Annotated in this window: 15 protein-coding genes; 13 read left to right on the forward strand and 2 right to left on the reverse strand. The window is 74.2% G+C overall.

Annotated elements, in window-relative coordinates; translation table 11 throughout:
- Nucleotides 1-110: 110 nt before the first annotated feature.
- Genes ACFWEK_RS09350 through ACFWEK_RS09365 form a run of 4 tightly spaced genes read left to right on the forward strand, consistent with a single transcriptional unit; the run spans nt 111 to nt 3,176 of the window.
- Complete coding sequence (locus ACFWEK_RS09350; protein ID WP_430553865.1) at nt 111-464, forward strand: PaaX family transcriptional regulator C-terminal domain-containing protein; 354 nt, start codon at nt 111-113, stop codon at nt 462-464.
- Nucleotides 461-2,185: a dihydroxy-acid dehydratase gene (gene ilvD / locus ACFWEK_RS09355; protein WP_430553866.1), complete on the forward strand. Its 1,725-nt coding sequence runs from the start codon at nt 461-463 to the stop codon at nt 2,183-2,185. Before ACFWEK_RS09350 ends, ilvD begins: the two co-directional genes overlap by 4 nt.
- Nucleotides 2,186-2,243: 58 nt before the next feature.
- Nucleotides 2,244-2,810 (forward strand): pyridoxamine 5'-phosphate oxidase family protein, encoded by a 567-nt coding sequence (locus ACFWEK_RS09360; RefSeq protein WP_430553867.1) that lies wholly within the window; start codon nt 2,244-2,246, stop codon nt 2,808-2,810.
- A gap of 51 nt (nt 2,811-2,861) precedes the next feature.
- The gene (locus tag ACFWEK_RS09365; protein ID WP_430553868.1) at nt 2,862-3,176 is read left to right on the forward strand and encodes a 4a-hydroxytetrahydrobiopterin dehydratase; all 315 of its coding nucleotides are present in this window, start codon (nt 2,862-2,864) and stop codon (nt 3,174-3,176) included.
- Here the strand turns inward: ACFWEK_RS09365 and ACFWEK_RS09370 are convergent.
- The gene (locus ACFWEK_RS09370) at nt 3,124-4,614 is read right to left on the reverse strand and encodes a PLP-dependent aminotransferase family protein (RefSeq protein WP_430553869.1); all 1,491 of its coding nucleotides are present in this window, start codon (nt 4,612-4,614) and stop codon (nt 3,124-3,126) included. The genes ACFWEK_RS09365 and ACFWEK_RS09370 overlap by 53 nt on opposite strands.
- Nucleotides 4,615-4,659: 45 nt before the next feature.
- Here ACFWEK_RS09370 and ACFWEK_RS09375 point away from each other — a divergent pair, with 45 nt between their 5' ends.
- The 7 genes from ACFWEK_RS09375 to ilvC all read left to right on the forward strand — a co-directional run bounded on the left by ACFWEK_RS09375 (nt 4,660) and on the right by ilvC (nt 12,689).
- The gene (locus ACFWEK_RS09375; protein ID WP_430553870.1) at nt 4,660-5,232 is read left to right on the forward strand and encodes a carboxymuconolactone decarboxylase family protein; all 573 of its coding nucleotides are present in this window, start codon (nt 4,660-4,662) and stop codon (nt 5,230-5,232) included.
- A gap of 110 nt (nt 5,233-5,342) precedes the next feature.
- Nucleotides 5,343-6,671 (forward strand): VOC family protein, encoded by a 1,329-nt coding sequence (locus ACFWEK_RS09380; RefSeq protein WP_430553871.1) that lies wholly within the window; start codon nt 5,343-5,345, stop codon nt 6,669-6,671.
- Between the two features lie 132 nt (nt 6,672-6,803).
- Complete coding sequence (locus ACFWEK_RS09385) at nt 6,804-7,835, forward strand: ABC transporter ATP-binding protein (RefSeq protein WP_430553872.1); 1,032 nt, start codon at nt 6,804-6,806, stop codon at nt 7,833-7,835.
- Complete coding sequence (locus tag ACFWEK_RS09390; protein ID WP_430553873.1) at nt 7,832-8,920, forward strand: ABC transporter permease subunit; 1,089 nt, start codon at nt 7,832-7,834, stop codon at nt 8,918-8,920. Before ACFWEK_RS09385 ends, ACFWEK_RS09390 begins: the two co-directional genes overlap by 4 nt.
- Before the next feature lie 288 nt (nt 8,921-9,208).
- Nucleotides 9,209-11,047 carry an acetolactate synthase large subunit gene (locus ACFWEK_RS09395; RefSeq protein ID WP_430545860.1) on the forward strand — a complete coding sequence of 613 codons (1,839 nt, stop codon included), beginning with the start codon at nt 9,209-9,211 and terminating at the stop codon, nt 11,045-11,047.
- Between the two features lie 5 nt (nt 11,048-11,052).
- Nucleotides 11,053-11,574: an acetolactate synthase small subunit gene (gene ilvN / locus ACFWEK_RS09400; protein WP_429763835.1), complete on the forward strand. Its 522-nt coding sequence runs from the start codon at nt 11,053-11,055 to the stop codon at nt 11,572-11,574.
- An 86-nt stretch (nt 11,575-11,660) separates the two neighbouring features.
- The gene (ilvC, locus tag ACFWEK_RS09405; protein ID WP_429763836.1) at nt 11,661-12,689 is read left to right on the forward strand and encodes a ketol-acid reductoisomerase; all 1,029 of its coding nucleotides are present in this window, start codon (nt 11,661-11,663) and stop codon (nt 12,687-12,689) included.
- 155 nt (nt 12,690-12,844) lie between these two features.
- On the opposite strand, the gene ACFWEK_RS09410 is transcribed toward ilvC, so the two are convergent.
- The gene (locus ACFWEK_RS09410) at nt 12,845-13,279 is read right to left on the reverse strand and encodes an NUDIX hydrolase (protein WP_430553874.1); all 435 of its coding nucleotides are present in this window, start codon (nt 13,277-13,279) and stop codon (nt 12,845-12,847) included.
- Nucleotides 13,280-13,305: 26 nt separating this feature from the next.
- Between ACFWEK_RS09410 and ACFWEK_RS09415 the strand changes: the two genes are divergently transcribed.
- Together ACFWEK_RS09415 and ACFWEK_RS09420 are read left to right on the forward strand one after the other, a co-directional pair.
- Nucleotides 13,306-13,833, forward strand: coding sequence for an ASCH domain-containing protein (locus tag ACFWEK_RS09415; RefSeq protein ID WP_430545858.1), 528 nt, complete (start codon nt 13,306-13,308; stop codon nt 13,831-13,833).
- A 94-nt stretch (nt 13,834-13,927) separates the two neighbouring features.
- Nucleotides 13,928-14,971, forward strand: a complete 1,044-nt coding sequence (locus ACFWEK_RS09420) for a 3-isopropylmalate dehydrogenase (RefSeq protein ID WP_429763839.1) — start codon at nt 13,928-13,930, stop codon at nt 14,969-14,971.
- The last annotated feature ends 137 nt before the right edge of the window (nt 14,972-15,108 follow it).

Consider the following 15,108-nt stretch of genomic DNA (forward strand, 5'->3'; position numbering starts at 1 on the left):
GCCTACCGCAGCGCCGGGCGGGCCATCGTGCACTCCGGGAAGCGGGGGCAGCGGGCCGTCGGCACCCCCGGCGCGGTCGCCCAGGTGCTCGCCGGCGCGACGCCGCGACCGTGTTCGTCGCGGGGACGCCGCGCGTCGCCGGGTCCCTCGCGGACGCCGTCGCCCGCTGGTGGGACCTCGACGGCCTCGCCGCGCGGCACCGCGGCTTCCTCGCGGCGCACCCGGACCCGGACGGGGACGCGGAGACGGCCGCCCGCGCACCGGACGAGGCGTTCGCCCGGTGGGTGCACGCCGTCGACGACTGGCGCCCGCTGCCGTACGCCGACCCGGGGCTGCCGGCCGCCGTCCTGCCCCCCGACTGGCCCGGGACGGCGGGCGTCGCCCGGTTCGCCGCCCTGCGCGCCGCGTTCGCCGGCGCGGCCGCCGCGCACGTGCGCGGCGTCGTCCCTACGCTCGGGGCATGAGCGCCGACGCCCCAGCCAACCCGGACCTCGCCCCTGATCTGAAGCCCCGTTCCCGCCAGGTCACCGACGGCCTGGAGGCCACCGCCGCGCGCGGCATGCTGCGCGCCGTCGGCCTGGGCGACGACGACTTCGCGAAGCCGCAGATCGGCGTCGCGAGCTCGTGGAACGAGATCACGCCCTGCAACCTGTCGCTCGACCGGCTGTCGCAGGCGGTGAAGCACGGCGTGCACGCGGGCGGCGGGTACCCGCTCGAGTTCGGCACCATCTCCGTCTCCGACGGCATCTCCATGGGGCACGAGGGGATGCACTTCTCGCTCGTCTCCCGCGACGTCATCGCCGACTCCGTGGAGACGGTCATGCAGGCCGAGCGGCTCGACGGCTCCGTGCTGCTCGCCGGGTGCGACAAGTCGCTCCCGGGGATGCTCATGGCCGCCGCGCGCCTCGACCTCGCGAGCGTGTTCCTCTACGCCGGGTCGATCATGCCCGGCTGGGTGAAGCTGTCCGACGGCACCGAGAAGGACGTCACGATCATCGACGCGTTCGAGGCCGTCGGGGCCTGCGCGCGGGGTCTGATGAGCGAGGAAGACGTCGGCCGCATCGAGCGGGCGATCTGCCCGGGCGAGGGCGCGTGCGGCGGCATGTACACCGCGAACACGATGGCGTCGGCGGCGGAGGCGCTGGGCATGTCGCTGCCCGGGTCGGCCGCGCCGCCGTCCGCCGACCGCCGCCGCGACGCCTTCGCGCACGCGTCCGGCGAGGCGGTCGTGGAGCTGCTGCGGCGCGGCATCACCGCGCGCCAGATCCTCACCAAGGAGGCCTTCGAGAACGCGATCTCCGTGGTGATGGCGTTCGGCGGCTCCACCAACGCGGTGCTGCACCTGCTCGCCATCGCGCACGAGGCCGAGGTGGAGCTCACCCTCGACGACTTCTCCCGCGTCGCCGACCGCGTGCCGCACCTCGGCGACCTCAAGCCGTTCGGCCGGTACGTGATGAACGACGTCGACCGCATCGGCGGCGTCCCCGTGGTGATGAAGGCGCTGCTCGACGCCGGGCTGCTGCACGGCGACCAGCTCACCGTCACCGGGCGGACGGTCGCCGAGAACCTCGCGGACATCGCCCCGCCCGACCCGGACGGGAAGATCCTGCGGGCACTCGACCGGCCCATCCACCCCACGGGCGGCATCACGATCCTGCACGGGTCGCTGGCGCCCGAGGGCGCGGTGGTGAAGTCGGCGGGCTTCGACTCCGACGTCTTCGAGGGCACCGCCCGCGTCTTCGAGCGCGAGCGCGGCGCCCTGGACGCGCTGGAGGACGGCACGATCACGGCGGGGGACGTCGTCGTCATCCGGTACGAGGGCCCCAAGGGCGGGCCGGGGATGCGCGAGATGCTCGCCATCACCGGCGCGATCAAGGGCGCGGGTCTGGGCAAGGACGTGCTGCTCATCACCGACGGCCGGTTCTCCGGCGGCACCACCGGGCTGTGCGTCGGGCACATCGCGCCCGAGGCCGTCGACGCCGGGCCCATCGCGTTCGTGCGCGACGGCGACCGCATCCGCCTCGACGTCGCGAGCAAGACGCTCGACCTGCTGGTCGACGACGCCGAGCTCGCCGCCCGCCGGACGGCGGACTGGACCCCCGTGCCGCACGGCTACACCCGCGGCGTGCTCGCCAAGTACACGAAGCTGGTGCAGTCCGCCTCCAAGGGCGCCGTGCTGGGCTGAGCGCCCACCACCCGGGCGTCCGTCGACCGAGGAGCGGGCCGGGCGGCAGGATGGCGTCATGGGAAAGGTGCACGAGAACATCGACGCCCGGCTGCGGAGCTTCGTCGAGGCCCAGCACGTCTTCTTCGTCGCCACCGCCCCGCTCGCCGCCGACGGGCATGTGAACGTCTCGCCCAAGGGCGTCGACGGCTCGTTCGCCGTGGTCGACGAGCGCACCGTGGCCTACCTCGACCTCACGGCGTCCGGGGCGGAGACGATCGCGCACCTGCGCGAGAACGGCCGCATCACGCTGATGTTCTGCGCCTTCGACGGGCCGCCGAACATCGTCCGGCTGCACGGTCACGGGCGCGTCGTGACGATCTACGACGACGAGTACGCGGCATGGGCGCCCCGGTTCTCCGAGCGCCGTGGGGCCCGCGCGGTGATCGTGGTCGACGTCGAACGGGTGTCGGACTCCTGCGGGTACGGCGTGCCGCTGCTGGACCACGTCGGGGAGCGCGATCTCCTCCCGCAGTTCATGGACCGCAAGGGCGCCGAGGGGCAGGCCGACTACCGGCGGCGCAAGAACCGCACGAGCATCGACGGGCTCCCGGCCTTCGACGACGATCCGGTCCCCGCCGGCTGACCGCCTTGCCGACGCCGCGCGAACGGTGCGCGGTCAGGCCATGCTGGGCGCATGACCGACTCGATCACCCCGCGACAGTTCGCCCACTCCGACGGCGTCGGCGACTGGCACGCGGACGAGGGCTCCGCCTGGGCCCTGTTCCGCACCGGGTCCTTTGCCGCCGGGGCGCGGTTCGTGGACGCGATCGCGGAGATCGCCGACGCGGTGAACCACCACCCCGACGTGGACCTGCGGTACGGCACCGTCCTGGTCCGCACCTCGTCCCACGACGCCGGCGGCCTGACGACGCGGGACGTGGACCTGGCCCGGCGGATCAGCGACGCCGCCGCCGAGCTGGAGCTGCCGGTCGAGACGTCGCGGCACTGACGCCGCCGGTCACCGCATTGTCCACTGCGGCCACCAGCGCGTCGAGCGCCGCCTCGTAGCGGTGCCCGGGCGGGGCGCCGAACCCCACCGCGACGTGCTGCGGCCCGTCGTCGTCCGGACCGCCGCCCGTCGCGTCGAGCTCCGCGAGGCCCGCGAGCCGCAGGCCGCGCGTCGCCGCGGCCCGGACGACCGCACGCTCCGGGACGCCGGCGGGCAGTTCCAGGAGGCCGTGCAGGCCCGCGTCCATGCCGACGAGCCGGCACCCCGGCAGCCGCGCGTCGACCACCTCCTGCAGGCGCCGTCGCCGGGCGCGGTACACGGCGCGGCGGCTGCGCACCGTCCGGTCGTAGCCGTGGTCGTCGAGGAAGCGCGCCAGCGTGAGCTGGGCGAGGCGGTCGGGCCGCACGCCCGACAGCCGGCGCTGGTGCGCGAGGTCCGCCACCAGCGCCGGGGGCACCGCGCCCCAGGCCAGCCCGACCCCGGGGGCGAGCGCCTTGCTGGCGGTGCCCGCGTAGACGACGTGGTCCGGGGCCAGCGCCTGCACGGCGCCGACGGCCCGCCGGTCGTAGCGGAACTCCCCGTCGTAGTCGTCCTCGACGACGATCGCGCCGGTGCGCGCCGCCCACGCGACGAGGCTGCGGCGCCGGTCCGGGGCGAGCGCCACGCCCGTCGGGAACTGGTGCGCGGCGGTGACCAGCACGGCGTCGATCCCGGACAGCTCGGCGAGCGCGGCGACGTCCAGGCCGTCGCCGTCCACCGCGACCGGGACGACGTCGAGCCCGGCGGCCGCGACGACCTCGCGGTGCGCGGCGTGCCCGTAGCGTTCGACGGCGACGCGGCGCGCCCCGCGGGCGGCGAGGGCCCGGCACACCAGCGCGAGGAGCTCGCCGAACCCGTGCGTCACGACCACGGCACCCGGCTCGGTCCGCACGCCGCGCACCCGGGCCAGGTACGCGGCGAGGGCGTGCCGCAGCTCCGCGTCGCCGAGCGGGTCCCCGTACCCGAGGTGCGCCGTCGCGGCCTCGGTCGCCGCGCGGCGGGCGCTCGCGGCCCACGCGGCACGGGGGAACCCGGACGCGTCGGGGATCCCGGCGCGCAGGTCGAGGAGGTCGGGCTCCGCGGCGGGAGGCGGCGCGACCGCGGGCGTGGCCCCCACGGGGGCCGCGACCCACGTGCCGGCGCCGACCCGCGAGTCGAGCCACCCCTCCGCGGCGAGCTGCGCGTACACCGCGGCGACCGTGCCGCGCGCGACGCCGAGGTCGGCCGCGAGCGCCCGCGTCGACGGCAGGCGCGTGCGCGGCGCGAGCCGGCCGCTCGTCACGGCGTCCCGCAGCGCGTCCTCGAGCCCGCGACCGGGCCGCGGCGTCCCGAGGGCGAGGTGGAGGTCGAGACCTGTCGTCGCGCTCCTGGCCGGCGAAGTGGACCAGAAATCTGCCATCGGATTGCACTGTAGTGCTGGACCATCCGTCCGTAGCGTCGAGACATGATCACCGACACGACCACCGACACGACCACCGCCACGACCACCGCCACGACCACCGGCACGACCACCGCCACGACCACCGGCACGACGGCTCGCCCGTCCTTCGTCCGCGTCCCGCGCCGCCTCGACGTGGACCGCCTCGCCCCCGAGTTCTCCGCGGCGATGGGGCGCCTCGACGAGGCGGCCGCCGCGGACGCCGAGCGGGCGGGCGTGGACCCCGTCCTGCGCGAGCTCGTCCGCCTGCGCGCGTCGCAGCTCAACGGCTGCGCCTACTGCGTCGACATGCACTCCCGGGCGGCCGCCGAGGCCGGCGTGGACCCCCAGCGGCTGCTGGCCCTCCCGGTGTGGCGCGAGTCCAGCTTCTTCACCGCGGCCGAGCGCGCCGCCCTCGACCTGGCCGAGGCGGTGGTCCGCCTCTCGTCCGCCGAGGTCCCGGCGGCCGTGGTCGAGGGCCTCGTCGCCGAGGTCGGGGAGGAGGCGGCGGCCGCCGTGCTCGTGCTCGTCGTGACGGTGGTGGCCTGGAACGGCGTCGGTGCGACGGCGCGCTGCTGGTCACCGGCACGCCACGCCTGACGGTGCTGCCCCGGTGCTGCCCCGGTGCCGTCCGTCGCCGCGCGAGACGTGCGGCGGCGCGGCAGGGTGGACCAGGCGGGATCCGGGACACCGAAGGACGGGGGAGGGCCATGCCCGACGAGATCACGGCGGCCGGGTTCGAGTCCGCCGCGGGCACCGGCGACTGGCGCGCCCTCGCCCGGGGCGCGAGCACCCTCTTCCGCACGCAGGCACCCGGGCAGGGCGCCGTCCTCCTCGAGCGCGTGGGCGTGCTCGCGGGCGCCGCGAACCACCACCCGGACGTCGACCTGCGGCCCGGCGGCGTCGTCGTGCGCGTGCAGTCGAACGACGTCGACGGCCTGAGCGAGCGCGACGTCGCCCTGGCGCGGGAGGTCTCCGCCGCGGCGGCGGACCTCGGGCTCGCCGCCGACCCCGCGGCCGTGCAGGAGGTGGAGCTGACCGTCGACGCCGCCGACCGCGAGCAGATCATGCCCTTCTGGGGCGTGGTCCTCGGGCACTCCCGCTCCGGCGGGGATCTGCTGGACCCTCACCGGCGGTGGCCGGGCGTCTGGTTCCAGGCCATGGACGAGCCACGCCCCCTGCGGGGGCGGCTGCACCTCGACGTCTTCGTGCCCGACGACGTGCGGCAGGCGCGCGTCGACGCGGCGCTCGCGGCGGGCGGGCGCGTCACGACCGAGGAGTTCGTGCCGCAGTGGTGGACGCTCGCGGACGCCGAGGGGAACGAGGCGGACGTCATCGCCTGGGAGGGTTTCGAGGAGGACCTGCCCGACGGCCTGCTCACGCCCGCGGAGTTCCGGGCGGCCGGCGGCGTGGAGGACTGGCGGGTGCTCCAGGGCGCCAGCGCGTACTACGCGACGGGCGGCTTCGACGCGGGCGTCGAGCTGGTCGCCCGGGCGGCGCGCGCGGCGGACGAGGCCGGCGTGCCGCTGTTCGCCGACCTGCGGTACTCCGGCGTGACCCTGCGGGTCGGGCCGCCCGAGGACGGCTGGATCGGCCCCGCCCGGCTCGGGGTGGCGCAGCGGGCGCAGGCCGCCGCGCGCGACCTCGGGCTGCGCGCCGAGCCCGCCGTCCTGCGCGACGTCCAGCTCACGTTCGACGCGCTCGACGTCGACGCGGTGCGCCGGTTCTGGGCCGCGGCGCTCGGGTATCTCGAGCGCGGGTCGACGGACCTGTACGACCCGCTGCTCCGCGGCCCCTCGGTGTTCCTGCAGCCGATGGCCGAACCGCGCGTGCAGCGCAACCGCGTCCACGTGGACGTGTTCGTCCCCGCCGACGTCGCCGACGCGCGCGTGGCAGCCGCGGTCGCCGCCGGCGGCACGGTCGTGCGCGACGCGGAGGCGCCGTTCTGGCGCACGGTCGCCGACCCCGAGGGCAACGAGGTCGACATCGCCGTGATCCCGGGGCGTGCCGAACGCTGGGCGGGCGAGCCTGACGGGTGAACCGTCGCGACCGGGTCAAACTCGGGTAGCGGGGACCTTTCGCCCACGTCAAGGCTGCTCTATCCTCCCTGGCAGCGCCGTCGTCCGACGGGCGCGACCGACGGGCCGCGCCGCGGCCACGAGGAGGTGGCGGTGGCCGTGCTGGACGGTGCCCGGGGTGGTGGAGAGCTCGCGATCGAGACGCGAGGGCTCCGCAAGACGTACCGGAGCGTGCGAGGGAGGTCGGTCGGGGTCGAGGGCCTCGACCTGCAGGTGCCCGTGGGCGGTGTCCACGGCTTCCTGGGGCCCAACGGGTCGGGGAAGACGACGACGATCCGCATGCTCCTGGGCCTGGTCCGGCCCGACCGGGGCACCGCGACGATCTTCGGGCACGAGGTGCCGAAGCGGCTGCCCGAGGTGGTGGGCCGGGTCGGCGCCATCGTCGAGAGCCCCAAGTTCTTCCCGGCCTTCAGCGCCCGCCGCAACCTGCGCCTGCTCGCGGACGCGATCGGCGCGCCCGCGGGCCGGGTGGACGCCGTCATCGACGAGGTCGGGCTCACCGGGCGCGCCAAGGACGGGTACAAGGGCTACTCGCTCGGCATGAAGCAGCGGCTCGCGATCGCGGCGACCCTGCTCAAGGACCCCGACCTGCTCATCTTCGACGAGCCGACGAACGGCCTCGACCCCGCGGGCATCCGGGAGATCCGGCAGACCATGCGCGGCCTCGCCGACCAGGGCAAGACGGTGCTGGTGTCCAGCCACATCCTGGCCGAGGTCGAGCAGATCGCCGACACGGTCTCGATCGTGGCCCGCGGCCGCCTCGTCGCCGCGGGGCGGGTGGCCGACCTCATCGGTGCCGGCTCCTCGACCGGGTCGGTCCGGCTGCGCGTCGCGCCGGCCGACCTGACCATCGCGACCAGCGTGCTCGAGACCGGCGGGCTGCTCGTGCGGCGAGAGCACGACGCGCTCCTCGTCGACGGCGCCGCCGACCCCGCGGCCGTGAACCGCGCCCTCGGCGAGCGTGGCGTGTGGGTGCGCGAGCTCACCCCGCTCCAGGCCGACCTCGAGTCGGTGTTCCTCGGCCTCACGGCCGGGGAGGTCCCCGGCGGCGGCGGACGCGGTCCGGTGCCGGCGGCGGCGAGCACCGGGGCCGGCACCGGGACGACGACGGAGGTGGACGCATGAGCCGCCTGCTGCGGGTCGAGCTGCGCCGGCTGTGGGCCCGCCAGGTGACGCGCTGGGCGTGCGTCGGAGTTCTGGGGCTGGTCGTCCTGAGCGGTGCGGCGACGTACCTGTCGGCACCCCCGCCGAGCGACCAGGACGTCGCGAACGCGCAGGAGATGTTCGCCGCCGACCAGGAGCAGTGGGAGAAGGACGGGGAGCAGCAGGTCGCCGACTGCGAGGCCGGGGCCGAGGCCGAGGGCGCCACCCCGGAGGACTGGGGCTGCGACCAGATGGCCCCCCGCCTGGACTGGTACCTGCCGCCGACGCAGACGTTCGTCCCCGACGAGGCTCAGGACGAGATGCTCTACGGGGCGGCGGAGGTCAACGCGCAGGACGACGCGACCCGGGCCGCCGTGGCGGACATCCAGGGCTCGGTGTGGAACGGGTGGTCGGGCCTGGCGTCGCTGGACGACCTCGCGGTGCTGCTGCTCCTCGTCGTGCTGGTGGTCGGGGTGAGCTTCGTGACCGCCGAGATCAACAGCGGGTCGCTGGGGATGTGGCTCACGTTCGAGCCGCGCCGGCAGCGGGTGTACTGGTCGAAGGCGGTGGCCGCCGCGGTCGGCACGGTCCCGGTGGTGCTGGTCGGGTTCGCGCTGCTCGTCGGCGCGTCGTACGCGGTGTACGCCTCGTACGGCACGCTCGGCGAGCTCACCGGCGCCGTCTGGCTCGAGGTCGCCGCGTTCACCGGGCGCCTCGTCGCGGCCGGGGCCGTGCTCGCCGCGCTCGGCGTGGCGCTCGGCACGCTGTTCAAGCATGCCGCCGCCGCGGTCGGCCTGGTCGGCGTGGTCGCCTGGGCCTGCCTGGTCTTCGGCTACTCGTTCGGCGAGCTGCAGCGCTGGCTCCCGACGACGGCGCACTCGGCCTGGCTGCAGGGCGGGGTCGTGTTCCAGACGGAGCGGTGCACGCCGAGCGCCGACGGCGTGTTCGAGTGCGTCCCGGTGGACCACGTCGTGACCACCGCGCAGGGCGGGCTGGCCGTGGCGGCGCTCGCCGTCGTCGTCACACTGCTCGCGCTGCTCGTGTTCCGGCGACGCGACGTGAGCTGACCGTCGCCGTCGCGGCGCAGGTCGTGAGCCCGGTGCCCCCATGGTGTCCGCATGATGGGACACCGGGCTCACGACGTGACATCGAGGAGACGCGGGCGTAACGTTCGATCCGTGCAGACGATCCTCGTAGTACTTCTTCCCGGGCGCGCCGACTAGGCCCACGCACCAGGCTTCGTCAGCGCGCTCACCCCTCGTCAGTCCCGTCATCCCGGGACCGGGGGGTTTTTCATTGCAGCGACACCCCTCGCCAGACCCTTCGCCCGCAAGACCGACCGGCAGGAGAGACCGATGGTCCAGCCGAACCCGACCCCCGCCCAGGTGGCCGCCCGCACCGCGTCGCGCAGTGCTGACGGTGCCGCCGGCCGAACCGTGTCCGGTGAGGAGGTCACCGGCGCCGAGTCGATCGTCCGCTCGCTCGAGTCGGTCGGCGTCGAGAACGTCTTCGGCATCCCGGGTGGCGCGATCCTTCCGCTCTACGACCCGCTCATGGACTCCAAGCAGATCCGCCACGTGCTGGTGCGGCACGAGCAGGGCGGCGGGCACGCGGCCCAGGGCTACGCCCACGCCACCGGCAAGGTCGGCGTGACGATGGCGACCTCGGGCCCGGGTGCGACCAACCTCGTGACGCCCATCGCCGACGCGCACATGGACTCCGTCCCGCTGGTCGCGATCACCGGCCAGGTGGCGCAGTCCCTGATCGGCACCGACGGGTTCCAGGAGGCCGACATCGTCGGCATCACGATGCCGATCACCAAGCACTCCTACCTGGTCACCGACCCGGCGGAGATCCCGCGCACGATCGCGGAGGCGTTCCACATCGCGTCGACGGGCCGGCCCGGCCCGGTGCTGGTCGACATCGCGAAATCCGCCATGCAGGCCACCACCGAGTTCTCCTGGCCGCAGGAGCTGTCGCTGCCCGGGTACCACCCCGTGACGAAGCCGCACGCCAAGCAGATCCGCGAGGCCGCGAAGCTGCTCGCCACCGCCCGCCGCCCGGTGCTGTACGTGGGCGGCGGCGTTATCCGCTCCGGCGCGTCGGAGGCGCTGCGCCGGCTGGTCGACACCTCGGGCGCGGCCGTCGTCACGACGCTCACCGCCCGCGGCGCCGTCCCGGACAGCCACCCGCAGCACCTGGGCATGCCCGGCATGCACGGCACCGTCCCGGCCGTGGCCGCGCTGCAGAAGGCCGACCTGGTGGTGGCCCTCGGCGCCCGCTTCGACGACCGCGTCACCGGCCGGCTGTCGAGCTTCGCCCCGAGCGCCGCCGTCGTGCACGCCGACATCGACCCCGCGGAGATCGGCAAGAACCGCCCGGTGGACGTGCCGATCGTCGGCGACCTGCGCGAGGTGATCGCCGACCTGGTGCCGGCCCTCGAGGCCGAGCACGCCAAGGTGGGCAGGCCCGACCTGGCGGCCTGGTGGCACCAGCTCGACACCTGGCGCGAGACGTACCCGCTGGGCTACTCGCCCACGGACGACGGCCACCTGTCGCCGCAGCACGTGATCTCCCGCCTGGGCGAGCTGGCCGGCCCGGACGCGATCTACGCCGCGGGCGTGGGGCAGCACCAGATGTGGGCGGCGCAGTTCATCCGCTACGAGCGCCCCCGGACCTGGCTGAACTCCGCGGGCCTCGGCACCATGGGCTTCGCGGTCCCCGCCGCGATGGGCGCCAAGGTCGGTGAGCCCGACCGCGAGGTGTGGGCCATCGACGGCGACGGCTGCTTCCAGATGACCAACCAGGAGCTCGCGACCTGCGCGATCAACGACATCCCGATCAAGGTGGCGCTGATCAACAACAGCTCGCTCGGCATGGTGCGGCAGTGGCAGACGCTCTTCTACGACGAGCGCTACTCCAACACCGACCTGCACACCGGGCACGGGACCCGGCGCATCCCGGACTTCGTGAAGCTGGCGGACGCGTACGGCTGCGAGGGCATCCGCGTGGAGCGCGAGGACGAGGTCGACGCCGCGATCAAGCGGGCGCAGGAGATCGACGACCGCCCCGTGGTCATCGACTTCCAGGTCTCGCGCGACGCCATGGTGTGGCCGATGGTCGCCGCCGGAGTGCCGAACGACGACATCCAGTACGCGCGCGGCATCTCGCCGGCGTGGGACCGAGAGGACTGAGACCCATGTCGCGTCACACCCTGTCCGTGCTGGTCGAGAACAAGCCCGGCGTCCTCACCCGCGTCACCGCGCTGTTCGCGCGCCGCGCGTTCAACATCCACTCCCTGGCCGTCGGGCCCACGGAGCACGAGGAGATCTCGCGCATCACCGTGGTGGTCGACGTCGAGGAGCACCCGCTCGAGCACGTGACGAAGCAGCTCAACAAGCTGATCAACGTCATCAAGATCGTCGAGCTCGACCCCGAGTCGTCCGTGCAGCGCGAGCTCCTGCTCGTCAAGGTGCGGGCCGACCAGGCCACCCGTGCGGGAGTGCTCGAGGTCGTCGACCTCTTCCGCGCCCACGTCGTGGACGTCGTCCCCGACACGGTCGTCATCGAGGCGACCGGCACCGCCGCCAAGCTCTCCGCGCTGCTCGGCGCGCTCGAGCCGTACGGCGTCCGCGAGATCGTGAAGTCCGGCACGCTCGCCGTGGGCCGCGGCTCGCGGTCCATCACCGACCGAGCGCTGGAGCGCGTGCGCACGGCCTGACGCCGTTCGCGTACCGTCACCCCCGCGGGTGACCACATACCGACCTGTAGTGACGAACGCAGTACCGAGAACCGAGGAGCATCACCGTGGCTGAGCTGTTCTACGACGACGACGCCGACCTGTCCATCATCCAGCAGCGCAAGGTCGCGGTCATCGGCTACGGGAGCCAGGGCCACGCGCACGCGCTGAACCTGCGCGACTCGGGCGTCGACGTCCGCGTCGGCCTGCGCGAGGGCTCCGGCTCCGCGAAGAAGGCCGAGGACGAGGGCCTGCGCGTGCTCACCGTCGCCGACGCCGTCAAGGAGGCGGACGTCGTCGTCATCCTCGCGCCGGACCAGGTGCAGCGGCACGTGTACCGCGACGAGATCGCCCCGAACCTCAACGAGGGCGCGGCGCTCGTCTTCGGGCACGGCTTCAACATCCGCTTCGGCTACATCAAGCCCGAGGCCGGCCACGACGTGCTCATGGTCGCCCCCAAGGGCCCGGGCCACCTCGTGCGTCGCGAGTACGTCGACGGCCGCGGCGTGCCGGTGATCGTCGCCGTCGAGCAGGACGCGTCGGGCTCCGCCTGGGAGCTGGCCCTGTCCTACGCGAAGGGCATCGGCGGCCTGCGCGCCGGTGGCATCAAGACCACCTTCACCGAGGAGACCGAGACCGACCTGTTCGGCGAGCAGGCCGTGCTGTGCGGCGGCGCCTCGCAGCTGGTCCAGTACGGCTTCGAGACGCTGACCGAGGCGGGCTACCAGCCCGAGGTCGCGTACTTCGAGGTGCTGCACGAGCTGAAGCTGATCGTCGACCTCATGGTCGAGGGCGGCATCGCCAAGCAGCGCTGGTCGGTCTCCGACACGGCCGAGTACGGCGACTACGTCTCCGGCCCGCGCGTCATCGACCCGCGCGTCAAGGAGAACATGAAGGCCGTCCTCGCGGACATCCAGAACGGCGCCTTCGCCGAGCGCTTCATCGCGGACCAGGACGCGGGCGCGCCCGAGTTCACCGCGCTGCGCGAGAAGGGCGAGGCGCACCCGATCGAGACCACCGGGCGTGAGCTCCGGAAGATGTTCTCGTGGATCAAGCCCGCTGACTCCGACTACACGGAGGGCAGCGCCGCTCGCTGACCCACACCGTCAGCAGCGACGCGCGCGGCCGTCGTCCCCCACCCGGGGGCGGCGGCCGCACGTGCGTCCCGACCATGCCGAGGTAGGACGGGTCCCGCCGAGGTAGTACCGAAGCCGGCGAGGTAGTACCCGGACCGCCGAGGTAGTTCGGCCGGTCAGCCGAGCAGCCCCGCCCACGCCCGGACGACGTCGACGAGCTCCACGCGGTCGAGCGCGTCCACGTCGGACAGCCTGTGCCACGCGACGTCGTCGGTGGTGCCGTCGGCCTCCTTGGTGAGCTCGCCGCCGACGACGTGCGCGCGGTAGAGGATGCGGATGCCGTGCAGCGCCACCGCGTGGTCGGTGCCGTCGACGACGCCGCGGCCCTCGGGCGGGATCACGATGCTGTCGACGCCGAGCAGGCCGTCGAGCTCGACGTGGTACCCCGTCTCCTCCCGCAGCTCGCGGACGGCCGCGTCCTCGGGGTGCTCGCCGGGATCGATGCCGCCCCCGGGCATCGTCCAGCCCGATCCGGCGTCGCCGGACCAGTGGGGGAGCAGGATCTTGTCGCCCTCGAGGACGAGGGCGTAGGCGGCGACGCGGGTGTCCATGCCGGGCATCCTGGCAGGATGGACCCATGACCGACGACGTGACCCCCGGGCTGGACTCCGAGCAGGCCGACCTCATCACGCAGTTCTGGGACGTCGCGCGCCCGAGCGCCGGCCGCACCAGCCACGGCGGCGCGGTGGGGGAGCGGTCGGAGAACGTGGTGCCGCCGCCCGCCTGGTCGTTCGGCGACTCGTCCGAGTTGGCGGACGAGCTGCTCGGGCTGGTGCTCGACGGGGTGAAGACCGGCACCGCAGCCGCCGTCTGGGAGTACGAGGCCGCCGACGAGCCGCTGCCGCGCAAGGGCGACCTGTCGATCGTGCTCGACGGCGCGGGCGAGCCGCGCCTCCTCATCCGGACCACGCAGGTCGAGACCGTCCCGTTCGAGGAGGTGACCGCCGAGCACGCCGCCGCCGAGGGCGAGGGCGACCGCACCCTGGCCGACTGGCGTGCCGGGCACGAGCGCTACTGGCGCCGCACGCTCCCGCAGATCGGCCGGGAGTTCGACCCGTCGATGCCCGTGGTCTGCGAGCGGTTCAAGGTGCTCTACCGCGCCTGATGCACGTCCCGCTGACCTGCGAGGTCACGAGCTTGGCTGTCCGAAGCGTGAGATCTGTGTCCGCATCATGACCGGAGGGGCTTAGGCTCGGCCCATGACGCGGAGCATCGACCTGGCAGTGGTGGCCGGCGACGGCATCGGCACGGAAGTCGTGGAGCAGGGCCTGGCGGTCCTCGAGGCGGCCGTGGCCGGCTCGGACGTGAAGATCTCCACCACCGAGTTCGACCTGGGCGCGCGCCGCTGGCACGCGACCGGCGAGACGCTCACGGACGCCGACCTCGAGGCCATCAAGCAGCACGACGCGATCCTGCTGGGCGCCATCGGCGACCCGAGCGTGCCGTCGGGCGTGCTCGAGCGCGGCCTGCTGCTCAAGCTCCGCTTCTCGCTGGACCACTACGTGAACCTGCGCCCCGGCAAGCTGTACCCCGGGGTCACCAGCCCGCTGGCCAACCCCGGCGACGTCGACTTCGTCGTCGTGCGCGAGGGCACCGAGGGCCCGTACGTGGGCAACGGCGGCGCGCTGCGCGTCGGCACCCCGCACGAGATCGCGACCGAGGTGTCGGTCAACACCGCGTTCGGCGTGGAGCGCGTCGTGCGCGACGCCTTCGCCCGTGCCCAGGCCCGCCCGCGCAAGCACCTCACGCTGGTGCACAAGCACAACGTGCTGGTGCACGCCGGGCACCTGTGGCGCCGTACCGTCGAGGCCGTCAACGCCGACTTCCCCGACGTCACCACGGACTACCTGCACGTGGACGCCGCCACGATCTTCCTCACGACGAACCCGTCGCGGTTCGACGTGATCGTCACCGACAACCTGTTCGGCGACATCCTCACCGACCAGGCCGCCGCCATCACCGGCGGCATCGGCCTCGCCGCGTCGGCGAACATCAACCCCGACCGCACCGCGCCGTCCATGTTCGAGCCGGTGCACGGCTCGGCCCCGGACATCGCGGGCCAGGGCAAGGCCGACCCGACCGCCACGGTCCTGTCGGTCTCGCTGCTGCTCGACCACCTCGGCCTCGCCGAGGAGAGCAAGCGCGTGGAGGCGGCCGTCGCGGCCGATCTCGTCGAGCGCGGCGACCGAGTACGCACGACGGCCGAGGTCGGGCGCGACCTCGCCGCACGCGTCAACGGCTGACGACAACCCCACCGTCGTCATCCGGACGGGGGGGGGCCCCCCCCCCCCCCCCCGCCGGCCTGGGGTACGGGGCCCCCCCCCCCCCCCCCCGCCTCCCCCCCACGAGAAACCCCCAACCAACACACTACCCCTGTCCC

The sequence above is a fragment of the Isoptericola sp. NPDC060257 genome, from assembly GCF_042726645.1.
Lineage (GTDB): Bacteria > Actinomycetota > Actinomycetes > Actinomycetales > Cellulomonadaceae > Isoptericola > Isoptericola nanjingensis.